This window comes from Pseudomonas sp. A39, assembly GCF_058145955.1.
In genome coordinates this window covers 50,317-75,504 of record NZ_JBYVMD010000014.1, presented here as the reverse complement: position 1 = coordinate 75,504, position 25,188 = coordinate 50,317, and the positions used below count along the sequence as shown (strand labels likewise).

17 protein-coding genes are annotated in these 25,188 nt (G+C 62.9%); 9 read left to right on the top strand and 8 right to left on the bottom strand.

Annotated elements, in window-relative coordinates; translation table 11 throughout:
* Positions 1-130 precede the first annotated feature (130 nt).
* Complete coding sequence (gene cls, locus AC3ZU9_RS13550; protein WP_490090847.1) at positions 131-1,570, top strand: cardiolipin synthase; 1,440 nt, start codon at positions 131-133, stop codon at positions 1,568-1,570.
* 133 nt (positions 1,571-1,703) lie between these two features.
* Here cls and cfaB read toward each other — a convergent pair whose 3' ends face one another.
* From cfaB to hflK (AC3ZU9_RS13510), 8 genes are all read right to left on the bottom strand, one after another.
* A complete protein-coding gene (gene cfaB / locus AC3ZU9_RS13545) occupies positions 1,704-2,888 on the bottom strand; it encodes a C17 cyclopropane fatty acid synthase CfaB (RefSeq protein ID WP_093544749.1) in 1,185 nt (394 codons plus the stop codon).
* Positions 2,889-2,975: 87 nt separating this feature from the next.
* On the bottom strand, positions 2,976-3,764 hold the full coding sequence (locus AC3ZU9_RS13540; RefSeq protein WP_046035809.1) for an HvfC/BufC N-terminal domain-containing protein: 789 nt from the start codon (positions 3,762-3,764) through the stop codon (positions 2,976-2,978).
* On the bottom strand, positions 3,755-4,600 hold the full coding sequence (bufB, locus tag AC3ZU9_RS13535) for an MNIO family bufferin maturase (RefSeq protein WP_046035810.1): 846 nt from the start codon (positions 4,598-4,600) through the stop codon (positions 3,755-3,757). The genes AC3ZU9_RS13540 and bufB overlap by 10 nt, the downstream gene beginning before the upstream one ends.
* A 65-nt stretch (positions 4,601-4,665) precedes the next feature.
* Positions 4,666-4,917, bottom strand: coding sequence for a BufA2 family periplasmic bufferin-type metallophore (gene bufA2 / locus AC3ZU9_RS13530; protein WP_490090846.1), 252 nt, complete (start codon positions 4,915-4,917; stop codon positions 4,666-4,668).
* Positions 4,918-5,034: 117 nt separating this feature from the next.
* Positions 5,035-6,921 (bottom strand): cation-translocating P-type ATPase, encoded by a 1,887-nt coding sequence (locus AC3ZU9_RS13525; RefSeq protein ID WP_102061232.1) that lies wholly within the window; start codon positions 6,919-6,921, stop codon positions 5,035-5,037.
* Complete coding sequence (hflK, locus tag AC3ZU9_RS13520; RefSeq protein ID WP_490090845.1) at positions 6,918-7,952, bottom strand: protease modulator HflK; 1,035 nt, start codon at positions 7,950-7,952, stop codon at positions 6,918-6,920. The genes AC3ZU9_RS13525 and hflK (AC3ZU9_RS13520) overlap by 4 nt, the downstream gene beginning before the upstream one ends.
* Entirely contained in the window at positions 7,949-8,932 is a 984-nt protein-coding gene (gene hflC, locus AC3ZU9_RS13515; protein ID WP_046035812.1) for a protease modulator HflC, read from the bottom strand. The genes hflK (AC3ZU9_RS13520) and hflC overlap by 4 nt, the downstream gene beginning before the upstream one ends.
* A 12-nt stretch (positions 8,933-8,944) precedes the next feature.
* Complete coding sequence (gene hflK, locus AC3ZU9_RS13510; protein WP_489095891.1) at positions 8,945-10,849, bottom strand: protease modulator HflK; 1,905 nt, start codon at positions 10,847-10,849, stop codon at positions 8,945-8,947.
* A gap of 319 nt (positions 10,850-11,168) precedes the next feature.
* Between hflK (AC3ZU9_RS13510) and AC3ZU9_RS13505 the strand changes: the two genes are divergently transcribed.
* The 8 genes from AC3ZU9_RS13505 to pbpC all read left to right on the top strand — a co-directional run bounded on the left by AC3ZU9_RS13505 (position 11,169) and on the right by pbpC (position 25,132).
* Positions 11,169-11,792, top strand: a complete 624-nt coding sequence (locus AC3ZU9_RS13505; RefSeq protein ID WP_046035814.1) for a CDP-alcohol phosphatidyltransferase family protein — start codon at positions 11,169-11,171, stop codon at positions 11,790-11,792.
* Positions 11,793-11,802: 10 nt separating this feature from the next.
* Positions 11,803-13,557, top strand: coding sequence for a bifunctional alpha/beta hydrolase/class I SAM-dependent methyltransferase (locus AC3ZU9_RS13500; protein WP_102061235.1), 1,755 nt, complete (start codon positions 11,803-11,805; stop codon positions 13,555-13,557).
* A gap of 2 nt (positions 13,558-13,559) precedes the next feature.
* Complete coding sequence (locus tag AC3ZU9_RS13495; protein ID WP_490090844.1) at positions 13,560-14,858, top strand: phosphatase PAP2/dual specificity phosphatase family protein; 1,299 nt, start codon at positions 13,560-13,562, stop codon at positions 14,856-14,858.
* Positions 14,848-15,291 carry a hypothetical protein gene (locus AC3ZU9_RS13490; RefSeq protein ID WP_046035817.1) on the top strand — a complete coding sequence of 148 codons (444 nt, stop codon included), beginning with the start codon at positions 14,848-14,850 and terminating at the stop codon, positions 15,289-15,291. Before AC3ZU9_RS13495 ends, AC3ZU9_RS13490 begins: the two co-directional genes overlap by 11 nt.
* A gap of 9 nt (positions 15,292-15,300) precedes the next feature.
* Positions 15,301-15,921: a lysophospholipid acyltransferase family protein gene (locus tag AC3ZU9_RS13485; protein ID WP_046035818.1), complete on the top strand. Its 621-nt coding sequence runs from the start codon at positions 15,301-15,303 to the stop codon at positions 15,919-15,921.
* Position 15,922: 1 nt separating this feature from the next.
* A complete protein-coding gene (locus AC3ZU9_RS13480; protein ID WP_015886637.1) occupies positions 15,923-16,855 on the top strand; it encodes a phosphatidate cytidylyltransferase in 933 nt (310 codons plus the stop codon).
* Positions 16,856-17,046: 191 nt separating this feature from the next.
* Positions 17,047-22,851: an MG2 domain-containing protein gene (locus AC3ZU9_RS13475; protein WP_490090843.1), complete on the top strand. Its 5,805-nt coding sequence runs from the start codon at positions 17,047-17,049 to the stop codon at positions 22,849-22,851.
* Positions 22,832-25,132, top strand: coding sequence for a penicillin-binding protein 1C (gene pbpC / locus AC3ZU9_RS13470; protein ID WP_490090842.1), 2,301 nt, complete (start codon positions 22,832-22,834; stop codon positions 25,130-25,132). Before AC3ZU9_RS13475 ends, pbpC begins: the two co-directional genes overlap by 20 nt.
* Positions 25,133-25,188 lie beyond the last annotated feature (56 nt).

The following is a 25,188-nucleotide window of genomic DNA, read 5'->3' as shown; positions in this document are numbered from 1 at the left end:
CGGGTAACTCCTGGGCAATTGTTGGCGTTAGACGCCGCGAAGGCGCCAGTGTTGCACGGCAAATAAAATAGCGACATTCGTCAGCGAACATGGTCTGTTAGGCACTCGATTGCCTGGAGTACCGTCGTCCATGGATTTTTTTGGCCCGCACCTGCTCGCCTACTTCATCGCCACGCTGCACTTTCTCGGGACACTCGCCGCGATCCACGCGGTGCTGACCGTCAGGACCGCCCAAGGCTCGATCGCCTGGGCCTTGTCGCTGATGTTCATGCCGTACCTCACGTTGATCCCCTACCTGATTTTCGGCCGCAGCACGTTCGACGCCTACATCCAGGCCCGTCGCCAGGCCAATCAGGAAATGCACACCGCCATCACCGCGCTGAACTGGCGGCCTTGGGTCGAGGAAGCCCTGGCCGCACGTAACTCCAGCGCCTACGCCTCCCTGCGCGCCATGCCCAAGCTGGGCCGCATGCCGTGCCTGGCGAACAATGAAGTGCATTTATTGATCAATGGCGATGCCACGTTCAGCGCGATCTTCGAGGCGATTCGCAACGCTAGGACAGCCGTGCTTTTCCAGTTCTTCATCATTCATGACGACGAGCTTGGCAGACAGTTACATGCCTTGTTGAAGGAAAAGTCCGCCGAAGGCGTAGCCATTTACGTGTTGTATGACCGCATCGGCAGCCATGCCCTGCCCCATCGCTACGTGCAATCCCTGCGCGACGCCGGTGTACAGGTCAAGGCGTTCGCCACCCGCAGCGGCTGGCTCAATCGCTTCCAGGTCAACTTCCGTAACCACCGCAAAATCGTGGTGGTGGACGGCATTACCGGGTTTGTCGGCGGGCATAACGTCGGCGATGAATACCTGGGCAAGAAACCCCCGCTGGCGCCGTGGCGCGATACCCATGTGCAGGTCACCGGCCCGGTAGTGGCGTGCTTGCAGGAGTCGTTTGCCGAAGACTGGTTCTGGGCCGCGCGCGAGTTGCCAACGTTGATCCTGCCGGACGCCTACCCCGAGGATGGCGTGCTCTGCCAATTACTCGCCAGCGGCCCGGCCGACCCGTATGAAACCTGCTCACTGTTCTTCGTCGAAGCCATCCACGCGGCGACCGAGCGCGTGTGGATCACCAGCCCGTATTTCATCCCCGACGAAGCCGTGTTTGCCGCGCTGCGCCTGGCGGTGTTGCGGGGAGTGGACGTGCGCCTGCTGCTGCCCTCGCGGCCCGACCACCGCATCGTCTACGCCGCCTCCAGCCTTTACGCGATCGAAGCGGTGCGCGCCGGCGTGCGGGTGTTCCGCTATACGCCGGGCTTTCTGCATCAAAAGGTGGTGTTGGTGGACAGTGAAATCAGCGCCATCGGCAGTGCCAACATGGACAACCGTTCATTCCGGCTGAATTTCGAAGTGATGTTGCTGACGGTCGACGAAGCCTTCGCCAAAGAAGTTGAGCACATGCTGCTCGACGACTTTGCCCTGGCCCATGAGGTCAGCCAGGAAGAAAGCCGCGAAACCCGCCGCCTGCAACAACTGGGCATGCGAGTTGCGCGGCTTATTTCACCGATTCTCTGACAAACGACGCGGTGAACTATGTGGGAGGGGGCTTGCCCCCGATAGCGGAGGATCAGTGCCTGATGAGCTAGCTGACACACCGTCATCGGGGGCAAGCCCCCTCCCACATTTGGATCTCCAACAGTGTTGAAATTCAGCGGTAGATATCTTCCCGCGTCCACGGCAGTTCATGGCTGCCATCGGCATGGGGTTTCACCGCCAGTATCTGGTGCAGGTTGATCCAGCCCCTTGCAAACGCGTACGCGCAACCGGCCAGGTACAGCCGCCAAATACGCAACGCTTGCTCCGGCACCATCGTCGCTGCCGCTTCCAGGTTGTCTTCCAGGCGCTCGCTCCAGTGGTCCAGCGTGCGCGCGTAGTGCAGGCGCAGGCTTTCGACGTCGACCACTTCCAGCCCGACTTCACTGATCTCGGCGGTCATCATCGCCAGGTGCGGCAGCTCGCCGTTGGGGAACACATAACGCTCGATAAACTCCCCGGCGCCACGGCCTACCGGACGGCCATCGGTGTGCTTGGCGGTAATGCCATGGTTCATCACCAGGCCGCCTTCGCGCACGGCGCCGTACAACGTCTTGCAGTACTCCGCCAGGTTGGCGTGGCCGACGTGTTCGAACATGCCCACGCTCACGACTTTGTCGAAACGACCGTCTTGCGGCAGGTCACGGTAGTCGAGCAGTTGCAGGTCCACCTGGTCTTCCAGGCCTTCGGCTTTCACCCGTTCCCGGGCCAGCGCCAACTGTTCCTTGCTCAGGGTGATGCCAAACACTCTGACCCCAAACTCCCGTGCCGCAAACCGTGCCAGCCCGCCCCAGCCACAGCCGACGTCGAGCAGATACTCGCCCGGCTGCAGCCGCAGTTTGCGGCACAGGTGGCGAAATTTGTCTTGTTGGGCCTGGTCGATGGATTCGCTACCGGTTTCGAAGTAACCGCAGGAGTACGCCATGTCCTGATCCAGCCATAGCTGGTAGAACTCGTTGGACAGGTCGTAATGGTAGGAAATGGCTGCTGCGTCAGTGGCCTTGTCGTGGATCGAGCGCACCGGACGACTCACCTCGTCATCCTCGATCAGAGCGTGGCTCAATTCGTCACAGACCCGGATGACCTCGGAAATGGAGCCTTCCAGCTCCAATTTTCCCTCCACGAAGGCTTCGCCCAGTGAATCGAGCGTTGGATGTGTCAGCTGGGACACGACCGTGGGGTCCTTCACCACGATGGTCACACTGGGCTCGGGGCCCAAGTTGAATTCATGGCCGTCCCAGAGTCGAAGACGCAGCGGTAGCTGAAGATTCTGTAAGGCCGGTGGAAGTTGCGCGAGCATGAGTAATCCCCCCTTGTTTCAGACGTCTGCTGTGAGGGTAGACCATCCCAAGACAAAGTAGGAGGCTATCGATTTGATAGCGCTCTCCTATGGGGCTCGGCGCTCGAGCAAACCGTCCTGGACCCACTGTTTCAGCCACGTAACGGCCTGCAGTGGCGCACCCTCTGCGTAACTGACTGCCAACGCTGCGCACAGTTCGGCAAAGTTCCAGCCGGTCGTCACCATCCCCGCCAGGGCGCAGGCCTCTTCAGGCTCAAGGCTACGGTAATGGCACACATTCTGATGACGCCATACCAGGCAGACTTCGGTCGGAGCCAATGCCTGGCTGGCGGGAAAGGCTGACGCGTCCTTACTCGCACGCCAGATCGCTACGGTATTGAAATGGCACAGCAGCAGCTGCACCGACGGCGCCAGGGTCACCTGCAACAGCGGCCACGCTTCGGGCGGCAACACCGCCATCTCATTCAGCGTCAGCGGTTCGCCCTGCGGCGCATCAAACGCCAGGGTAAACGCCCATTCCAAACGCGCCAGTTCCGCCAGCGGCGCACTTTGCTCCGCCACCAGATGCTCAAGGATAAACGCCGGGAAACGCTCCCCCAGCCAACGCAGACTGTAGTGGGCCGAGGGATAACGGCGCACAAAGGCCTCGGTCAGCGTTGCAAACTCATCATCACCCAACCAATAGCGGATGGCATTGAAGTCATGCCGCAAAACCTCCTGCAACCGCGAGATATAGGCGTTGTGGTAAATCGCCAGGCCCGCGTCCACATCCAGCGTCGGCCCGCCCAGCAGGGTGGCCGCGAAGTCACTGTTGGCCACTGGCGTTTCGGACAACAGGTGCTGCTCGAAGGCCAACTGCCAATCGGTCAGGCGCATAACGTTCTCCTGGCCAACGCCATAGCCCCCAGTTCACGGGCCTTGCTCAGTTCGGTGAGCAGATCTTCAAAGGGTGGAAAATGGTCGTCGCGCTCCAGTAGCGTCGATACGGGCCCCAGGTGCTCCAGCGTCTGTTGATAGAGCGCCCACACCGGATCGCATACCGGGTGGTCATGGGTGTCGACCACGTAGTCGCCATAGTCCATATGCCCCGCCAGGTGCAGTTGGCGGATGCTCTGCGGTGGCAGGTTGCGGATAAACGTCCAGGCATCGAAGCCATGGTTGCGCGAGCTGACATACACGTTGTTGACGTCGAGTAACAACTGACACCCTGTCAGATGCGCCAGGGCGTTGAGGAATTCCCACTCAGTGAATTCGTCCGCCTTGGAGCGCACATAACTGGAGACGTTTTCCAGTACCAGCGGGCGCTGCAACGCGTCCTGCACTTGGCGCACGCGGGCGGCCACGTGGTAGAGACTTTCTTCGGTGTAAGGCAGCGGCAGCAGGTCGTGCAATTGGTGCGCGCTGCCGCGACTCCAGCACAGGTGATCAGACACCCACGCCGGGCGGATTCGCTCGGCGAGCTGTTTGATTTGCTTCAGGTAATCGGTATCGAGGGCATGGGGACCACCGATGGACAGGGACACGCCGTGCATCACCAGGGGATAACGCTCGGCGATCGCGTCCAGGTAGTACAAGGCTTTACCGCCCTGGACCAGGTAATTCTCAGAGATCACCTCGAACCAATCCACAGCCGGCGATTGTTCAAGGATCTGTTCGTAGTATTCGTTGCGTAAACCCAGGCCGTAACCCAGGAAGGGAAGAGACGTGGCCATCATGGACTCCTGCAAACGTGTCCGCAGCGACGGTGAGCGCCGCTGCGGTTGCACTCGGCTTGTGCTTACTCGCCGACTTTACCGCCGGCGGCTTCGCAGGCAGCCTGGGTCATGGCCTTGAAACCGTGGCCCTTGCAGACAGCCTGGCCTTTGCAGGCGTTTTCAGCGGTCTTGCAGTCGTTCATGCCTTTGCAGGAAGTCACGCCGTAGCAATGAACGGTAGCGCCGGCGGCCTGTGCCTGGGTAGCGACACCGGCGAACAGAGTGGCGGCAGCGATAGCCAGGGCAGCACCGGACATAGCATTCTTGATGTTCATTGTGTAGTCCTCATCGATCAGTAGGTGGGTCGGTCTGAACGGGTTGCTCAGTCTCGACACACCACTAGAGTGAGGTCCCCCAACGGCGTTACAGCATTCCTCAAAAATTTCTGAACATTAATCTTCTAGCTTTAACAGTGGCTCCTGAAAGCGCAGCAAACGCCCGGCATTCCCCAGTACCAGCAAGGTGCTGAGGTTATGCAGCACCGCCGCGATCATGGCGCCGGCCGCACCCAACCAGCCAAACGCGGCAAACACGACAATTGCCAAGGTCCAGCCCAGGCCGATGATCACGTTGACCTGCAACGTCTGGCGACACTGGCGGCTCAAGCGCACACAGGTACCCAGGCGCCGCAGGTCGCTGCCGATCAACACCACATCCGCCGACGCCAAGGCAATATCCGCCCCGCCCGCGCCCATGGCCACACCGACCACGCCAGCCTTGAGCGCGAGCGAATCGTTGATGCCATCCCCTACCACCATCGGCCGGAAGCCGCTGCCGATCTCGCCCAGCACGCGGTTGAGCTTGTCTTCCGGCAAGGCCTGGGCTTCGACATCGCTGATGCCCACCTCCAGCGCCAGGCTGTCAGCCACGCTCTGGCGGTCGCCGGTGAGCAACAGTTGGCGGCCGAGGCCAAGGTCACGCAGCTCTTGCAGCGCTTGGCGCGCTTCCGGCTTGACGCTATCGGCCAGCAACAACCAAGCGAGAAACACCCCGTTCAGCGCCAACCCGGCGATGGGGCCATCGTGATTCGGGACGGCGGTGGTGAGGATACCCAGTTGCTCGAACAACTCCGGCCGCCCCAAGGCCGCTTCACCCTGCTCGGTCTGCGCCACGACACCCAGGCCCTGGCGCTCGCGAATATCCGTCAACGCCAGCATCTGTTCCTGCGTCGCCAGCCCCGCCAACGCCCGGCTGACCGGGTGGCTGCTGGCCGAGCCCAAGCTGGCCGCCAGGTTCAGCAACACCTGCCGGTCCGGCGCCGTGGTGTCGATGGCGTGCAGGCGCAAGGTGCCGAAGGTCAGGGTGCCCGTCTTGTCGACCACCAACGAGGTCAGGTCCGCCAGCTCTTCAAGGAACGCCGAGCTGCGAATCAGGATGCCATGCCGCGCTGCCACGGCGATCCCGGCAATCGCCGTGGCCGGCGCCGACAGCACCAACGCACACGGACACGCCGCCACCAGCACCGCGAGCATCGCCTGGGCGTCGTTGGTCACAAACCAGGTGACCGCCGCCAGCAGCAACACCAGCACCATATAGCTGCCGGCATACCGCTCCAGCAACCGCGTGATCGGCGGCTTGGAGCGCTCGGCGTTCTGCATCAGCGCGATGACTTTGCCCAGGGTCGACTCATTGCCGGTGCGGGTCACCTCAAGACGCAGCAGGCCGTCGAGGTTGATCGCCCCGCCAAACACCTGCACGCCCACACTCGCTTCCAGCGGCACCGACTCGCCGGTGATCGGCGCGGTGTCCAGGCTCGCCTGCCCCGATAGCACCACACCGTCGGCGGGCACGCGGTCACCGGCGCGCACTTCGACGATATCGCCAGTATTCAGCGTGCTGTTATCCACTTCGATAATGCTGCCGTCAGCCTGCACCAGCCGCGCATGGCTGCGGGTCAGTTTGCCCAGGGCATGGATCGCCTCCTGGGAACCGATCACGCTGCGCTCTTCCAGCACATGGCCAAAGATCATGATGATCGGCAGCAGCGCGGCGGTCAGCAGATCACCCGTGGCCCAGGCGCCGAGCATGGCCAGGGCGATCAGTTGGTCGGTGATCCCGTGCAGGCTGGGGAACCGCAAGCTGTACCAGGCCGAACGCATCACCGGCACGGCCACCAAGAGCGACGCGACGCCCAGCAGCAATTGGCTCACGCCGGTCTGGTCAGGCGCCAGCCAGCGCCATATCAGGCCCAACACCAGCAAGCCCAAGGCGAGCATGGCCAGGGTCAATTGCCGGGCAGCGCTGCGCTGCTCGGCGGAGGTCAGCATAGGTGCGCTCATTGTTCGGCTCCCTGGATGATCAAGCGGGAGTCGTCTTTAGGATCGACCGTGGTCACGGAGCCGGCCTGGCCGAGAATCTTCGGCAGGCGCTCGCGGTACAGGCGCACCATCAGGCCCGGGTCTTTTACCTGGGCCAGGCTGGCGACGGTGGCGGTTTGCGCCTGGGCATTGGCCAGGCGTTCGCTGGCCTGGGCGTGGGCGACTTGCACCAGTCGATCGGCCTGCTGAGTGGCGGTCTGGGTGAGTTTTTCCGCGTCGTTACGGGCATTGGCCACGGCTTTATCGGCCTGCTGGCTGGCGGTCAACACCGCATTGAACGCGTTCACCGCCGGGCCTGGCAGGCTAGATTGCACATCCACGCGGGTGACCTGGATACCCAATCCCAACCCGGTGGACGTCAACTCCGCCAAGCGTTTATTGATGCCTTGCACCAAGTCGCCGCGCAGCCGTTCGCGGCGTTCAGCAGCGCCGTTATCAGTACCGATCAATTCCGGCCTTGCCACCAAAATCGTGTCCAGGTCCCGCGCCGCCGTGAGGGCCACGGCGCTGCGGGTCACGAGTCGATCCAAGGCAGGCAACACATGCTCGCCCTGCAGCACAAACGCATAAGGTTCGGTGACTTTGTAAAACACCCGCACATCCAGTTGCACCACGCCGGCATCGCCGGTCAGCAAGTAACCGGAACCGGCCAGTGCATCACTCAACGGCGTGGCAAACGTGGCCACGCGGTCGGCCTGGACCGCCGCGTCAGAACGCAGCAGGTTCTCCACCCTGCGCTCGATCACGCGGTCAGCGGCCGGCAACAGCACCACCTGCTCGAACGGCTGCGGCCAGGCCAGCAACAGCCCGGCATTCTGGATACGGTCGAGGGCGCCGAAATGCAGGACCACCGCACGGTTCTGCGGGTCGATCTGGCGCACATTGGAAAATGCCCAGGCCAGCGCGGCCAGCACGGTCACCGCGTACAACGCCAGGAATGTCAGGCGTCCGGCCTGGATCCATGGGCTGTCCGGGCTGTCACGCTCGGTCATGGCTGGACATCCTTCGGCCCGTCCACCAAGGCGCGGAACGGCGCAGCGTCGGTGCGCAGGATGATCTTGGTGCCCGGCGTGACCACGGTGCCCAGGGTATCCAGGGAGCGCAGCAGGTTATACAGCTGCGGGTTGCCGGCGTAGGCACGGCCATAGATCTGCGCGGCCTCGACCCGCGATTGCGCTTCGATATCGGCGGCTTTCACCGTGGCATCCGCCTGCACGATGCGTGCATCGCGCTCGGCAGCGGAGCGGATCTGCGCCGCCTCACGCTTGCCCACGGCGGTGCGCTCGGTGGCGATGGTTTCCCGCTCGGCGCGCATGCGGTCGACGGTGGCGGTGAGGGTCACCGACGGCAAGGTCAGCCGTTCGATACCGATTTGGGCCACGCGCACGCCGTAGGTCGTGAGCAATTGTTGATCAATCTGCTGGCGCAACTGCGCTTCGAAATCAGCGATGCGCACCTGGCTGGCATCGGTGTTGATCAGGCTCGACAGGTCGAAGCTGGCCGCCGTGGTTTCCAGCGCCGAACCCACGAAGGTACGAATCTGCCGCGCCGCTTCGTCCGGCTGGTTCTGCACGGCGCGCATGAAGCGCTGCACATTGTCCGCATCACCCTGTACCTGCCACGCCACGTACGCCTGCACGATAATGCGCAGGCCATCACGGGTGCCCACATCCTGCAAACCGCTGGAAGTGGTGCGCAGGCGCAGATCCACCGGGATCGCCGCTTCGAACGGCGCCGGCCAGCGCCAGCCCAGGCCCGGTTCCAGCAGCACCCGCGAGGGGTTGCCGAAGCGGGTAATCACCGTGGCCTCGCCGGACCGCACTTGCACCAGGCTGGCGGCGGCGACCGCAAACAGCACCAGCAACAGCGCCCAGGCCATGCGGCGCCACGGGAATGGGCCGGCGGCTTGTTCGTCACCGTGATGATGGTGGTGGCCATGGTGATGACCGTGATCATGAGAATGAGCGCTCAACAGACCGACTCCTTATTGAACGGCTTTACGCGGCACCGAGGGATCGGCCGGCAAGGTAAAAGAACGCAGATCGATCGTCGGCGCGCTATCGGCGCCCAGGCGATGATCCAGAATGAGCAGCTTGGCGTGGGCCAGGCCTTGGCTGAGTTGGCCGAGGTATTGCTCCAGCACGAACGCCTGGCCGGCCGTGGCGTAGGCCTTTTGTTCGGCAGCGAAACGCAGGTCGGCGGCTTGGGCACCGGCATTCACTTCCCGCGCGGTGGCCTGGGCCTGATCGCGCGCGGTGCTGGCTTGCAGCAGCGCCTGGTTGGTTTGCTCACTGGCTGCACCGCGCTCGCGGGAGATCAGGGCCTGGGCGCCGATCTGCGCGGCTTGCACGCCGTGATAAGCATTGGCGGCACCGGCCGGTGGGTGGATCGCCTCGACCACGGTCGCGAGGATTTCCACGCCGCTGTCGAGTGTCTGCAGGTCCGCCTGCACGGCGCGGCCGATCTCGTCGGCCAGGCGGGTGCGTTGTTCGCCGAGCAACTCATCAAGGGTGCGCGAGGCAAAGTCGTGCACCAGGATGCGACTGGCGGTGCTGCGGATCAGGGTCGGCACATCCGCGCTGTTGTAGGTGGCGGCCAGCGCGGCCTGATCGGTGAGGCCGATGCGGTAGACGAAGCGCACATCCATATTGACGATCTGGAAGCTCTGCTTGTCGCCGCGGCTGCTGGCGATCACTTGGGATTTGTCATTCACATGGCTGGCGTCCCACAACCGGTTGGCAATCAACGGCGGCGGGCCTTCGGCGGGGGCGAGCTCCGGGGCGGCGGCTTCACTGACACTGGTGGCCAACTCATGCACCACGCCGTTTTCCACGCTGATGACACGCCCCAACGGCCACGGTAAGCCCGCATGCAGACCGGGGCCGAACACCTCGACGGGTTTACCGAAGCGCTCGTAAATCCCACGGCCTTGCAGGGGCACTTCGTGCACACCGGTGAGCGCCCAGCCTACCGCGAGAACCACCAGCAACACCGGCAGAAACGCCCGGCGCATGTAGGTAAACGCCCAGATCTGGCGCAGGTCGATGCCGAAGCGGTTGTGCAATTCATGCTGCAACGCGAGCAAAGGTTGCGGCGGCCAACGCAGCAGTCCGGCGATAAAACTTTGCGCCATCAGGCGGGGCTCGAGCCGTGGCTGGCGCGGGCTGAACAGCGACAGCACGGCCCTTAATAGAAACTCCAGCGCGACCAATGCCGGCAGCAGGCCGATCAGTGCCGCCAGGCGCAACGGCCACACCGACGCCGCACCCGCAAACAGCAGGCACACCGCACTGACCACCAGGCAGATGATCGCCACCCGGCTCAACTGCGCCAGTTGCGAGGCTTCCGGCCATTGCGCGGCGGTTTCCTGAGCGAGGCGACGCTCGAACACCAACAGGCCAAACGCCAAGGCCAGCGCCAGCGCGGCACCGATGCTTGCCGATTGACCGATCGGTGCGGCGGGTAACGCCAGGTTCCAGAATTCGATAATGCTGACCAGCGCCAACAGCGACCAACCGCCAAGCCACAACACCGGCGCGCCGATCTGTTGGCCAAAACGCTCAACCAGGCGTGCGTAGCGGCCCGTGTCTTCGACCTGCACTTCAACCGCCGGCGCCTCCAACGCCTGGGCGCGCCAATCGGCCACCCACCACGCCGATTGCAACCCGGCCACCAGCAGCAGCAACGCCGACGCACAGTTGATCAGTACCACCGGCCAGATCGACAGCGGCGCAAACAGCGCGACAAACAGCGCCAACACCCAACCGGCAACGCCCAGCACCGTCAGGCTGATACCGGCCTGGCGCAATCGACGGGCATGGAACAGCCCCTGTTGAAAACGCGGAAGGCCTTCCACCGAAGCGCCGTCAGCTTCCAGATCCACTTGCATCCACTCAACGCCTGCTTGTACATAATTCGTTACGATATAACACGATGCGTGAAATTTTTGTTCGAAAAACATCGCTTTAAGCGGCACACCGTTACCCTGTGGGAGGGGGCTTGCCCCCGATAGCAGTGTGTCAGCCAACACCGGTTTCAACTGGCCCATCGCCATCGGGGGCAAGCCCCTTCCCACATTTGATCTACCGCACCGTCAAGATCGTGACTAACCCCCCATAAACACACGCCATCACTGGTGCAAGCCACATTTAATCGGCACACTCCAAAACAGTTTTTCGCGGGCCCACGGACAAGGAAGCGTCACCCCCATGATTTCGATCTATCAGCTCAAGCCGCGCTTTCAAAACCTGCTGCGTCCTCTTGTGCAGCGCCTCTACGACAACGGCACCACCGCCAACCAGATCACCGTGCTGGCCGGCGTGGTTTCCCTGCTGGTCGGCCTGTTGATCGCCAGCTTCGCCCAACACCTCTGGCTGTTTGCGCTGATTCCGCTGTGGATGATCCTGCGCATGGCCCTCAACGCCATCGACGGCATGCTCGCCCGAGAATTCGGCCAGCAGTCACGCCTGGGCGCCTACCTCAATGAACTCTGCGATGTGATCGCCGACAGCGCGCTGATCCTACCGTTTGCGCTGATCCCCGGTGTCAGCCTGGCACCCGTGCTGCTGGTGGCGTTGCTGGCGGTGTTCAGTGAATACGCCGGGGTGCTGGGACCGATGGTGGGTGCATCGCGCCGCTACGACGGGCCGATGGGCAAAAGTGATCGCGCCTTCGTACTCGGCGTACTGGCCACCGGCGTGGCGCTGGGCTGGCTGGGCGCCGGTTGGGTCGACGGGGTGATGTGGGTGGTCGCCGCTCTGCTCGCCTACACCCTGTTCAATCGGGTGCGCCAAGGCCTCAACGAACAACAAGATACTTCCCCTTCTGCATAAGGATTTTGCGATGCGCGAACAGCAAGAGCACACCTTCAGTACCCATGATGGCGTCGAGCTTTTCTACCGGCACTGGCCGGCTGCCGCTCCAGCAGACGGTGAGCCACGCAAGGCGATTGTGTTGTTCCATCGCGGCCATGAGCATTCGGGGCGTATCGCCCATCTGGTCGATGAACTGAACCTGCCGCAGTTCGACTTCTTCGCCTGGGACGCCCGTGGTCACGGCCAGTCCCCCGGCGAGCGTGGTGACAGCCCCAGCTTCGCCACCAGCGCCCGTGATGTGCAGACCTTTTGCGACCACATCGGCACCACCTATGGCATCGAGGAAGAGCACTTAGCTGTCATCGCCCAAAGCGTCGGTGCGGTGATTGCTGCGACCTGGGTGCACGATTACGCGCCGAAAATCCGCGCGTTGGTGCTTGCCTCCCCCGCCTTCAAGGTCAAGCTGTACGTGCCGTTCGCGCGGCCGGGCCTGGCGCTGATGCGCAAGTTTCGCGGCAACTTTTTCGTTAACAGCTACGTCAAGGCCAAGTTCCTCAGCCATGACCCGGAACGCGTAGCCTCCTACGACAGTGACCCGCTGATCACCAAGGCGATCTCGGTGAATGTGCTGCTCGGCCTGTATGAAGCGGCTGACCGGGTAGTAGCCGATGCCCAGGCGATCCAGGTGCCGACTCAACTGCTGGTTTCGGGCTCGGACTTTGTGGTGCATCGCAAACCCCAGCAGCAATTTTTCGACCGCCTTGGCAGCCTGAAAAAAGAGCTGCATATCCTCCCCGGTTTCTTCCACGACACCCTCGGCGAACGCGACCGCGCCACCGCCGTGAACAGCGCCCGGCGCTTTATCCTGCAGAATTTCGAACACCCGCTGGACCGCGCCTCGCTGTTGGATGCGGACAAACTGGGCGCCACCTGCGCCGAATCCGAAGCCCTCGCCGCGCCACTGCCGCGCAATTCCCTGCGCGACCTGTACTGGCGCCTGACCCGCGCCAGCATGGGCCTGGGCAAGAACCTGTCGGACGGGGTGAAGCTGGGCTTCGATACCGGTTTCGACTCCGGCAGCACCCTGGACTACGTGTACCGCAACACCCCCACCGGCAAGGGCGGGCTGGGGCGGATGATCGACACCAACTACCTCAATTCCATCGGCTGGCGCGGCATCCGCCAACGCAAGCTGAACGTCGAGGAACTGCTGCGCCTGGCCATGGCCACATTGCGGGATGAACAGCGTGAAGTGCGCATCGTCGACATCGCTGCCGGCCACGGTCGCTACATTCTTGAAGCCTTGCAGGGCGTGTCACCGCTGCCGGAATCGATCCTGCTACGCGACTACAGCGACATCAACGTGCGCGACGGTGGTGCACTGATCCGTGAGAAAGGCCTTGGGGATATCGCGCAGTTCGTCAAAGGTGATGCGTTCGACCGCCTGGATCTGGCGGCGCTGGACCCAAAACCGACGCTGGCGGTGGTGTCCGGGTTGTATGAATTGTTCGCCGATAACGCCATGGTCGGCGGCTCATTGGCCGGACTGGCCGAAGCCGTGGAGCCGGGTGGCTACCTCGTCTACACCGGCCAACCGTGGCACCCGCAGTTGGAACTGATCGCCCGGGCGCTGACCAGCCATCGCCAGGGCCAGGCCTGGGTGATGCGCCGTCGCAGCCAGGCGGAAATGGACCAACTGGTGGAAGCCGCCGGTTTCCGCAAGATCACCCAGCGTGTGGATGAGTGGGGCATTTTCACCGTGTCCCTGGCACAGAAGATCTGAACATGCGCGAACCCGGCTTGTTGAAACCAGCGGTCCTCTGGCTGCTGCTGTTGGCGCCGCTGTTTTTCAGCACTTACGGCTTTGCCACGTGGGTGACCAGCCAGCGCAGCGACGTCGGCACGCTGGTGTTCGGCTGGGAAACCCATATGCCGTTCTGGGCATGGACCATCGTGCCCTACTGGTCCATCGACCTGCTCTACGGGTTTTCCCTGCTACTGCCCAATAGTCGGCATGAGTTGAAACAGCATGCGCTGCGGCTGCTGTCAGCCCAGGTCATTGCGGTCAGCTGCTTCCTGATCTGGCCGTTGCGCTTCACCTTCGAACGGCCGGAACTGGACGGCGTATTCGGCTGGCTGTTCGCCGTGCTGGCGGGCTTCGATAAACCGTTCAACCAGGCGCCATCGCTGCATATCGCGCTGCTGGTGATCCTGTGGGTCATGTACCAGCGCCATACCCAAGGCGTGTGGCGTTGGCTGGTGCATGGCTGGTTCGCCTTGATCGGTATTTCGGTGCTGACCACTTATCAACATCACTTTATCGACTTACCCACAGGCGCCCTCGCCGGGTGGATATGTGTGTGGCTCTGGCCGGTGGAGCACCCAAACCCACTGTTGAACGCGCGGCTGACACGGGACCCCAAGCGCAGGCGGTTGGGCATACGCTACGGGCTGGGTGCTCTGGTACTGGGCATTCTTGCCTTCGTGCTGGGCGGTGGTTGGCTGTGGATACTGTGGCCGGCGGTGTCTCTGGCGTTGATCAACGCCAATTACGGGGTGCTGGGCGCTTCGGGTTTCCAGAAACGCGCCGATGGCCAACTGACGCCCGCCGCGCGCTGGCTGTATGCGCCGTATCTGGCGGCCGCATGGATCAACTCGCGCCTGTGGACGCGCAAACATCCACAACCCGACCTGATTGTGGATAACGTCTGGCTTGGTCGAATTCCTACGACAAGCGAGCAGTCGCCCTTCAAGGCCATCGTCGATCTCTGTGCTGAATTGCCGATTAATCCACAGGGCCGCGCCTATCAATGCATCCCCGTGCTGGACCTGATCGCCCCCACGCCCGACGAATGCCTGCAAGCTGCACACGCTATCGAGCGGCTGCGCGCCAACGGGCCCTTGCTGGTGTGCTGCGCCCTCGGCTACTCACGCAGCGCAACGGCCGTCGCCGCCTGGTTACTGCACTCAGGGCGCGCCGCGACGGTAGAGCATGCGCTGTCTATCATTCGTACAGCGCGGGCCGATGTGGTCCTGCACCCCGCACACCGTCAAGCGTTGGAGGGTTTGCCCCATGCCGGCTGATATGGAACTCCAAGTGGTCGCCAGCCTATTGCGGCGAGGCCGTTCGCTGGATCAGTTATCCACAGGCCTGACCTTGGTCGGCGTGTTGTTCGGCTTGGCGCAACTGCTGATGGCGAGTGTCGCGCCGATCTGCCTGCTGCTGAGCCTGTGGATGATTATCCTCGGGCTGCTGCAAAAGTACTGGGCGCTGCGCGTGGCCTTCGATGCTGACCTGTTCGCCCTGCTGGCCCGTGACATCGAGCGCACCGCAGACCTCGACCAGGCCCTGCAAACCCTCGGCCTGCAGTCGCCCAAGCGTGCCGGCCGGCCTTGGACCGAGCGTCGTCGCGGCGCGCTCAAACTGTTGCGCAAACAAGCCTGGCTACTCGGCGCGCAAGCGCTGCTGACCCTGGGCGTGATCCTCGCCAGCCCTTGGCTGCCTTTCGCCGGATAAGGAACCCCCATGTTCGAACCCGTGGTCGCCACGCTGATTACCTCTATGGCCCGCACCGTCACAGGAGCGCGCAGCCTGTGGCTGGGGTGCGCGCCGGTGCCGGTGCAACGCATCTATTTTGCCAACCACAGCAGCCACGGCGACTTTGTGTTGCTGTGGGCGTCACTGCCGCAGAACCTGCGCAAATTCACGCGCCCGGTGGCCGGCAGCGATTACTGGAATAAAAGCGCCTTGCGCCGCTACATCATCAACCGCGTGTTCAACGGCGTGTTGATCGACCGCGAACGCAAGGACCCTGGGGATAACCCGCTGCAGCCGATGCTTAACGCCCTGGAAAGCGGCGACTCGCTGATCATCTTCCCCGAAGGCACGCGCAATCTCGAAGACGGCCTGCTGCCGTTCAAAAGCGGCTTGTATCACCTGGCCAACAGTTATCCACAGGCCGAATTGATCCCGGTGTGGATCGCCAACCTCAACCGGGTCATGCCCAAGGGCCGCGTGTTGCCGTTGCCTCTGCTGTGCACCACCAGCTTCGGCGCGCCGCTGCAATTGGAAGACGGCGAAGACAAAGCCGCCTTCCTCGCCCGCACCCGCGATGCCCTGCTCGCCCTTGCCCCGGAGCATGTCTGACATGGATAGCCAAACCCTGATGTTGTTCGGCGGCATCGGCGCGATCCTGGTGCTCGCCTCGTTGATCGGCCTGATCCTCAAGCTGCGCACCCGTGGCACGCCCAACGCGGTGGTCGAAAACCTCAATGCCCGCATCAACGCCTGGTGGGTGATGGTGGTGGTGATCGGCATCGCCTTCTGGCTCGGCACCGCCGCAGTGATCCTGCTGTTCTACGCGGTGTCGTTCTACGCCCTGCGCGAATTCCTCACCCTCACGCCCACCCGCCGCAGCGACTACCCGGCACTGGTGGCCGCGTTCTACCTGGCCTTGCCGCTGCAATACCTGCTCATCTACGCCGACTGGTACGGGCTGTTCTCGATCTTCATCCCGGTGTACGTGTTCCTGCTGCTGCCAATCCTTGCCTCCCTCGGCGGCGACAGCACCCACTTCCTGGAGCGCGCCTCGAAGGTGCAGTGGGGCCTGATGATCGCGGTGTTCTGCGTGTCCTTCGTGCCCGCCCTGCTGACCCTCGACATCCCCGGCTACGAGGGCCGCAACCTGCTGCTGATCGCCTACCTGGTAATCGTGGTGCAACTGTCCGACGTGCTGCAGTACGTGTGCGGCAAGCTGTTCGGCAAACACAAGATCGCACCCAACCTGTCACCCTCGAAGACGGTGGAAGGGTTCGTCGGCGGGATTCTGCTCTCGTCCCTGATCGGCGCGGCACTGTGGTGGACCACGCCGTTCAACCCGTGGCAGTCGTTCTTGATTGCGCTGCTGATCAACCTGCTCGGGTTTGCCGGCGGCATCGTGATGTCGGCGATCAAGCGCGATCGCGGCGTCAAAGACTGGGGGCATATGATCGAAGGGCACGGCGGGATGCTGGATCGGCTGGATTCGGTGTGCTTCGCTGCGCCCATCTTCTTCCACCTCGTGCGCTACTGGTGGACCTGAGGTCACCGCTCTAAAGCCAAATAACGATCAACATGTGGGAGGAGGCTTGCCCCCGATGACGGTGTGTCAGACAACATAGTGGTAGCTGACTCGCTCTTACATGCAACACGCCTAGCGGGGCGGCGAATCGCGTCATCTTTTGTATCAAAGACGCGTGTAAGATACGCCGCACTTAGCCAGGGATGCTCACCATGTTCAATTCGTTCAAAGCGATCAGCCGCCGCATTGTCGGTGCGTTATTGACTGTGGTGGGGGCCGTCTTTGGCCAATGGCATCCGCCGGTCTGGCTGCGTGCCATCGGCCGTGGGCTGGCGAACCTGGGCAGCAAAGCCCGCGCTTATCCACGTCAAACCGGTGCCGGTTTATTAGGGCTGGTCTTGCTGGCCGCCGCCGGCTTCTATGGCTGGCACTGGTATTCCAACCTGCCGCAGCCGCATACCGCGAGCTATTCGCTGCACAAACCGAACCTCACCGATTACACCCAGCAAACACCGGTTGTGGATAACTTGCAGGTGCGTTTCGGCGAGTCCGTGGCCCCGCTGGCGGCCATCGGCAAGCCGGTCACCGAGGGCATCACCCTCAAACCCGCGGTCGCGGGCACCTGGCGCTGGGCGGATGACCGCAGCCTGTTGTTCGTACCGGAAAAAGACTGGCCCATCGACGCTCATTACACCGTCGACCTGGCAAAGAAAAACCTGCTGGCCGACGGCGTGTTGCTGGACCAATACAGCACGCAGTTTTCCACCCAACCGTTCCGCGCCACCCTGGCGCAAAACGAGCTGTACCAGGACCCGTCCAATCCGACACTGAAACAGCTGGTGGCGACCTTCCATTTTTCCCACCCGGTGGATGAAGACAGCCTACGCAAGCGCGTCACAGTAACCCTCGGCAAAGGCCTGGCCTACCGCGACGCCCAGTTGCCCAACCGCCCGGAAATCACCTTCGACGAGAAAAAACTCAACGCCTACGTACGCTCCGCCGCCCTGGCTACCCCACTGGAAAGCACGCCGGTCAGCGCCAAACTCGACGAAGGCATCAAGGCCCGCGACGGCGGCAACGCCAGCGCCGCCCCACTGGTGGCGGAAGTCACCGTGCCCGGTCGCTATCGCCTGACCTTCACCGGGGCCGAAGTCAGCTTTGTCGACAACGCACGTGGCGAGCCGGAGCCGGTGCTGATGTTCAGCAGCTCCAGCGCCGTGGCCGACGAAACCATTGCCGGTAAGGTCCAGGCCTGGTTGCTGCCGGAAAAAGCCCAGGACGACACGCGTCCCTACGACAGCAACGACATTGATGACGCCCTGCTCGCCCGCAGCACCAAGGTCAACCTGACCCACGTGCCCAGCGTCGAACCGCTGAATACCTTGCACGCCTTCAAGTTCAAGGCCCCGGCAGGCCGTGCGGTGTATGTACGCGTGCCCGCCAACCTGGAAGCCATCGGCGGCTATCTGGCGAAGAATCCTACGGCGTCGCTGATCAGCATGCCGGCGTACCCGCGCACCCTTCAGTTCCTGTCTGACGGCGCCTTGCTCAGCCTCAACGGTGAAAAACGCCTGGGCTTTATGGCCCGTGGTGTACCCGGCGCCCATGTAGAAATCGCCCGCTTGCTGCCCAACCAGCTGCAACACCTGGTGGACCAGAGCAGCGGCAGCTTTGCCCGGCCGAATTTCGGCAATGAGTATTTCGATCGCATGGTCGAGCGTCAGTCGTTGGATATCCCGCTGTCATCCAATGACCCGGCGAAAACCGTCTACGACAATGTCGACCTCAGCCGCTACCTCACCGCCAATGGCGGCCGGCGCGGCATTTTCGTGCTCAAGCTCAGCCCGCAGGATGACCCGGCCCCGCGCACGTTCGAGTACGACCGCAGCAGCACCAGCGACCTGCGTTTTATCGTGGTGACGGACTTGGGCATCATCGCCAAGCGTTCCAGCGATGGCAGCCACGATGTGTATGTGCAGTCCATCGGCAATGGTTCGCCAGTCGCCGACGCGCAAGTCGACATCATCGGCCGCAACGGTTTGCCGGTGAGCAGCGGCCACACTGACGGCGAAGGCCACGCGCATTTCGCCAAGCTCGATGAACTGCGCCGTGAGAACACGCCGCTGATGTATGTGGTCACTCGCGGCAATGACCAGTCGTTCCTGCCGATCGCCCGCCAGTCCCAGCAGTTGGATTTGTCGCGTTTCGACGTAGGCGGTTTGGAAGAGGACGGCGCGATTGATCGCCTCAGCGCCTACCTGTTTACCGACCGTGGCCTGTACCGGCCGGGCGAAACGGCACATCTGGGCATGATTGTGCGCAGCGGCAACTGGAAGGGCGCACTGCAAGGCTTGCCGGTGGAGCTGCAAATCACCGACCCGCGCGGGCTGGAGGTGATTCGCCAGCCGCTGAAGCTGTCCGCCAGCGGTTTTGAGACCTTTGATTTCCCCAGCAGCGAAGTCGCCCCCGCCGGGGAGTACACCGCGACCCTGCAGTTGATTGGCGAAAAGCAAACCCGCACCGACCTGGGCAGCGTCAACTTCAAGGTCCGCGACTTCGAGCCGGACCGCATGAAGGTCAGCTTGAGCCTGCATGACACGCCTGTTCAGGGTTGGATTCCACCGGACCAGGTGGTGGCCAAGGTCACCGCCATGCACCTGTTCGGCGCTCCGGCATCAGGGCGTCGTGTCACCGCGAAGATGTCCCTGAGCCCGACGCTCGCAGCGTTTGACCGTTACCCGGATTACCGTTTCCGCCTCAACGATGCCCTGGAAGAGGCCAGCACCGAAGACCTGGCCGAAACCACCGTCGACGACAACGGCCAGGCCGTGCTCGACCTCAACCTGCAACGCTTCGCCAACAGCACCTACCGCCTGCAGGTGATGACCCAGGTGTTCGAGGCCGAAGGCGGCCGTAATGTCGCGGCGCAAAGTGCCTTGCTGGTGTCGTCCGCACCTTATCTGGTCGGTGTGAAAAGTCAGGATTCGCTGTCGTACGTCGCCAAGGATGCGCCGCGCCAGGTGCAATGGCTGGCCGTCGCGCCGGACCTTACGCCGGTGGCGGTGGACGGCCTGACCAGCGAAGTGGTCGAACACCGTTATGTGTCGGTGCTGGTGAAACAGTCCAACGGCACCTACAAGTACGAGTCGCGCATCAAGAACATCAGCCAGCCCGCCTCGCCGCTGGCGATGACGAAAGAAGGCGCCAAGCAGACGTTGAACACGTCAGCGCCGGGCGATTTCACCCTGCAACTGAAAGACGCCAACGGCAACCTGCTCAACCAAATCGACTACAGCGTGGCCGGACGTGGCAACACGTCGCGCTCGCTGGAACGCAATGCCGAACTGCAATTGCGCCTGGATAAACGCAGTTACGCCACCGGTGATGAGATCGCCATCAGCATTCGTGCCCCGTATACCGGTGCCGGCTTGATCACCATCGAACGCGACAAGGTCTACACCCAGCAATGGTTCAAAGCCGACAGCACCAACAGCGTGCAGCACATCCGCGTACCTGCGGGGCTTGAGGGCAATGCCTACGTCAACGTGCAGTTTGTGCGCGATATGGGTTCGGCCGAGGTGTACATGAGCCCGCTGTCCTACGGCGTGGTGCCGTTCAGCATCAACCTGGATGCCCGACGCATGGCATTGAAGGTTGAAGGCCCTGCGAAGATTGAGCCGGGGCAGACGCTGGATATCAAGGTCAACGCTGACCGTCCGGGCCGCGCGGTGGTGTACGCGGTAGACGAAGGCATCCTGCAAGTGGCGCGCTACCAGACGCCGGACCCGCTGGGCTTCTTCTTCCAGAAGCGTGCGCTGGAGGTCGGCACCAGTCAGATCCTTGACCTGATCCTGCCGGAATTCAGCCGCCTGCTCAGTGGGGCAGCGCCCGGTGGCGATACGGAAGGCGCCCTGGCCAATCATCTCAACCCGTTCAAGCGTAAACATCAGCCGCCGGTGGCTTGGTGGTCCGGGCTGGTGGACTTACCGGCCGGTGAAACCGTGCTGCATTACCAGGTGCCGGACAGTTTCAACGGCAAGCTGCACCTGTTCGCGGTGGCAGTGGACAGCGACAGTGTCGGCGTCAGCGAAGCCAATACCGAGGTGCGCGGGCCGATCGTGATCACGCCAAACGTGCCGGCCTTTGTGGCGCCGGGGGATGTGTTCAACGTCAGCGCCGGGGTGTTCAGTAACCTCGACGCGGCGGCGGACGTGAAGTTTGAAGTGCAGACCAGCGCTGGCCTGGTTGTGCAGGGCGACAAGGGCAATACCTTGTCGCTGCAACCGCGCAAGGAAGGCACAGCCGAGTTCAAGATCAAGGTCGGCGACACCCTCGGCTCGGCAGACCTGCGTTTTGTCGCAGTGCTGCCGGACGGCAAACGTATCCAGGTGGCGGAAACCACCTCGATCCGCCCTCTGAGCGAACATCGCGTTGCCCTGAGCCTGGGCCGCTTCGACAGCGCCAGCAAGGAGCTCAAACCCACTCGCGAGCTGTTCAGCCAACTGCGCGACGTGCAACTGGGCGTGGCCGCCTCGCCGCTGGTATGGGCCAACGGCCTCAAGCATTACCTGGATGACTACGGCTACGCCTGCACCGAGCAACTGGTGTCCAAAGCCATGCCGGCATTGATCTGGGGCGGCAATGCACCCGAGGCCGAACAAGCCTTCGGCAGCGCGGTACGCATGCTGCGCCAACGCCAGAACCAGGCCGGCGGCTTTGGTTTGTGGGCGGCCAACCCGGACGTGGCACCGTACGCCAGCCTCTACGCCACCGACTTCCTCATCGAAGCCAAGGAACGCGGGTTGCCAGTGCCGGAGGACCTGCTGGTGCGCTCGAATGCGTATCTGACAGACCTGGCCAATGGTCCTAGCGAAGGCCTGTCGGAATTGCGCAACCGTGCCTACGCCAGTTACCTGTTGAGCCGTCAGGGGATTCTGGTAAGTGGTGCGTTGAGCGATATCCGCGAACGCTACGAAAGCTACTTCAAGGACAGCTGGCAGAACGACTTGGGCGCCGCTTACCTGGCGGCCAGTTACAAGCTGCTCAAGCAGGATCGCCAGGCCGATACGCTGTTCCGCAAAATCCCATGGCGTTCGCTTGTGGATAAGTGGGACAGCGATGGCCTGTATTACGACCCGCTGGTGCACGACGCCGAACACCTGCACCTGCTGGCGCGCCACTTCCCTGAGCTGATGGACGATGTGCCTACGGCGTTGCTGGATAAACTCGGCAAGCGCCTCAACGAACAGCGTTACAACTCGCTGTCGGCGGCCCTGTTGCTGCGCGCGCTGGACAACTACGGCCAGCGTGCGCAAAACGACATGACCCTCAAGGCCACCGCTTGGCTGGGTGACAAGCAACAGCAATTGCTGGAGATGGCCGGTCAGCCGCCGCGCGCCGCCGTGCCGGGCAACACGCAAAAACTGGTGATGGAAAAATCTGACGGTCCGGCCGCGTTCTACATGCTCAGCGAAGCCGGTTTCGACAAGGGCGCCAAGCTCAAGCCGATCAATAACGGGCTGGAAATCATCCACGAATACCTCGACCTCAAGGGCGAGCCGGTGAGCAAGGTCGCCGTGGGTGATGAGTTCCTGGTGCGCCTGCGCCTGCGGGCTACCGACCGCGATCAGGTGCAGCAAGTGGCCGTGGTCGACCTGCTGCCCGGTGGCGTCGAGCCTGTGTATAACTTGCCGCCGGAGCCGGAAGCCGCCAGCAGCGAGGAAAGTGAGGGTGAAGAGTCCGAGTACGTCGAAGAAGACAGCCAGGAAGAACAAAGCTGGCAAGCGCCCATCGGTGAAACCGAACTGAGCAACTGGCAGCCGGAGTATGTGGACGTGCGTGATGATCGGGTGGTGTTGTACGGCACCGCACTGCGTGATGTCGGCACGTTCGTGTACCGCGTGCGCGCCACCAACGCCGGTACCTTCAACACGCCACCGGCCTACGCCGAAGGCATGTACGAAACCACCCTGCAAGGGCGCGGCAAAGTAGGCCAGCTTGAAATTACCAAGCCTTAAACACCTGACGCCGCCGCTGCTCGCAGCGGTGGTGGTGCTGGCGGGGTTGCGGCTGTGGCCCCATGCCCCGCTCGAGCAGACTGTGACCTCATCGCGGGTGGTACTGGCCGACGACGGTTCGCTGCTGCGCATGACGTTGGCGGATGACGGGCAATACCGCTTATGGCTACCGCTGGAGCGGATCTCTCCTTCACTGGTCGAAGCCTTGTTGCTCAAGGAAGACCGCAATTTCTACTGGCACCCGGGGATCAATCCCCCGGCATTGCTGCGCGCCGCCATGGCCACCTACAGCGGTGGCCAGCGCCAGGGCGGCTCGACCTTGAGCATGCAATTGGCACGGCGCTTGTGGGACCTGAACACACGCCAGGTGCCAGGCAAATTGCAGCAGATGGCGTTGGCGCTGTGGCTGGAAGCACGCTACAGCAAGCACGACATCCTGGAGGCCTACCTGAACCTGGCGCCCATGGGCGGCAATATCGAAGGGGCCGAGGCGGCGAGTCGTATCTATTTCGGCAAGTCGGCGGCGCAGCTGTCGTTGTCCGAGGCGCTGGCGCTGGCGGTGATTCCCCAGCAGCCAGGCCGGCGCGCACGCTTCGGGCCGTCGCTGCAAAACGCCCGCCTGCGCTTGATGAACGACTGGCGCGAGACTTATCCACAAGACCCGCGTAATGACAGTCTGCTGCAATTGCCCCTCGAAGCGCGCAACCGCCAGCAGATCCCGTTCCTGGCACCGCACCTGAGTGAACAGCTGCTGGCCTCCCAGGTCGGTAATGAACTGAACAGCACCCTCAACCTGCCGTTGCAACAATTGCTCGAACGCCTGATCACCGGCTTTATCGCCGAGCGACGCAGTACGGGTGTGGAAAACGCCACGGCGATCCTGATCGACAGCCGCGACCAGAGCGTCAAAGCGCTGGTGGGTTCGGCGGATTACTTATCCACAGGCATCCACGGGCAGGTCAACGGCGTGCTGTCGCGACGCTCGCCCGGTTCCACGCTCAAACCGTTTCTGTATGGGCTTGCGCTCGATCAAGGGGTGATCCACCCCATGAGCATCCTCAAAGACCTGCCGAGTAACTTCGGCTACTTCCAGCCAGAAAACTTCGACGGCAGTTTTGTCGGCCCGCTGACAGCGCGAGATGCCCTGATCCGTAGTCGCAACATCCCGGCAGTGTGGCTGGCCAGCCAAGTCAAGTCGCCGTCCTTGTACGGGCTGCTGCAACGCGCCGGAATCAAAGGCCTGCGCGACGAAAGCCATTACGGCCTGGCCTTGGCCCTGGGTGGCGGTGAGATGACCCCGGAAGAACTGGCGCAGCTGTATGTGATGCTGGCTGGCGATGGGCACCTGCGCCCGTTGCGCTATGTGCAGGAACAGCCCCAGACCACGGGCGCCCCACTGCTCACGCCCCAGGCGGCCTTTATGGTGCGCGACATGCTGCGGCGCAACCCACGCCCGGATGGCCTGCCGGGCCGTCACTGGCGCACCGCGTGGAAAACCGGCACCTCCTGGGGCTTTCACGATGCGTGGAGCGCCGGCCTGGTCGGCCCCTATGTGTTGGTGGTGTGGGTGGGTAACTTCGACGGCCGACCGAACCCGGCGTTTATCGGTGCCAAGACCGCTGCGCCGCTGTTCTTCCGCATCGCCGACGCCCTGCCCCTGGCCTTACCCACGGTGGTGATCAAGCCTGACAAGCCGCCCGCTGGACTGGTGCGCATCGACGTCTGCGCCGCCTCCGGTGAACTGCCCAACCGCTGGTGCCCGCAAACCCGCAAGACCTGGTACATCCCGGGCGTGTCGCCGATTCGCGTGTCCAACCTGCACCGCCCGGTGCTGATCGACACCCGCACCGGCAAGGCCGCATGCCCGCCGTTCGAGGCGCAATACACCCGCGAAGAAGTCTTCGAATTCTGGCCCAGCGACGTGCAACGCCTGTACCGCGCCGCCGGACTGCCAAGGCGCACACCGCCCAACGTGATGAAAAACTGCCAGCCCAACCGCGTCAGTGATTCAAGCGAAGCACCGCAGATCCGTTCGCCGTTGACCCAGGTGAGCTATCAGTTGCGCCTGTCCCAGCCGCAGGAAAGCATCCCGCTGAATGCCAACGCCGCCAGCGATGCGGCGATGCTGTATTGGTTTGCTGATCAAACCTTGATCGGCCAAGGCCCGCCGCAAACCACGCTGAACTGGCGGCCGGGCAAGTCGGGGGAATATAGGTTGCGGGTTACGGATGATCAGGGGCGCAGTGCGGGTCGGGGGTTGAAGGTGGAGTTTGTGCCGTGATGAGGCGCCCCGCTTTTGCGAATGCTCTTTCATGACTGCTACCGGATGCCCCGTAC

Coding starts and splice junctions, on each gene's coding strand:
- cls (WP_490090847.1), top strand. CDS start 131: ATGGATTTTTTTGGCCCGCACCTGCTCGCCTACTTCATCGCCACGCTG.
- cfaB (WP_093544749.1), bottom strand. CDS start 2,888: ATGCTCGCGCAACTTCCACCGGCCTTACAGAATCTTCAGCTACCGCTG.
- AC3ZU9_RS13540 (WP_046035809.1), bottom strand. CDS start 3,764: ATGCGCCTGACCGATTGGCAGTTGGCCTTCGAGCAGCACCTGTTGTCC.
- bufB (WP_046035810.1), bottom strand. CDS start 4,600: ATGGCCACGTCTCTTCCCTTCCTGGGTTACGGCCTGGGTTTACGCAAC.
- bufA2 (WP_490090846.1), bottom strand. CDS start 4,917: ATGAACATCAAGAATGCTATGTCCGGTGCTGCCCTGGCTATCGCTGCC.
- AC3ZU9_RS13525 (WP_102061232.1), bottom strand. CDS start 6,921: ATGAGCGCACCTATGCTGACCTCCGCCGAGCAGCGCAGCGCTGCCCGG.
- hflK (WP_490090845.1), bottom strand. CDS start 7,952: ATGACCGAGCGTGACAGCCCGGACAGCCCATGGATCCAGGCCGGACGC.
- hflK (WP_489095891.1), bottom strand. CDS start 10,849: ATGCAAGTGGATCTGGAAGCTGACGGCGCTTCGGTGGAAGGCCTTCCG.
- AC3ZU9_RS13505 (WP_046035814.1), top strand. CDS start 11,169: ATGATTTCGATCTATCAGCTCAAGCCGCGCTTTCAAAACCTGCTGCGT.
- AC3ZU9_RS13500 (WP_102061235.1), top strand. CDS start 11,803: ATGCGCGAACAGCAAGAGCACACCTTCAGTACCCATGATGGCGTCGAG.
- AC3ZU9_RS13495 (WP_490090844.1), top strand. CDS start 13,560: ATGCGCGAACCCGGCTTGTTGAAACCAGCGGTCCTCTGGCTGCTGCTG.
- AC3ZU9_RS13490 (WP_046035817.1), top strand. CDS start 14,848: ATGCCGGCTGATATGGAACTCCAAGTGGTCGCCAGCCTATTGCGGCGA.
- AC3ZU9_RS13485 (WP_046035818.1), top strand. CDS start 15,301: ATGTTCGAACCCGTGGTCGCCACGCTGATTACCTCTATGGCCCGCACC.
- AC3ZU9_RS13480 (WP_015886637.1), top strand. CDS start 15,923: ATGGATAGCCAAACCCTGATGTTGTTCGGCGGCATCGGCGCGATCCTG.
- AC3ZU9_RS13475 (WP_490090843.1), top strand. CDS start 17,047: ATGTTCAATTCGTTCAAAGCGATCAGCCGCCGCATTGTCGGTGCGTTA.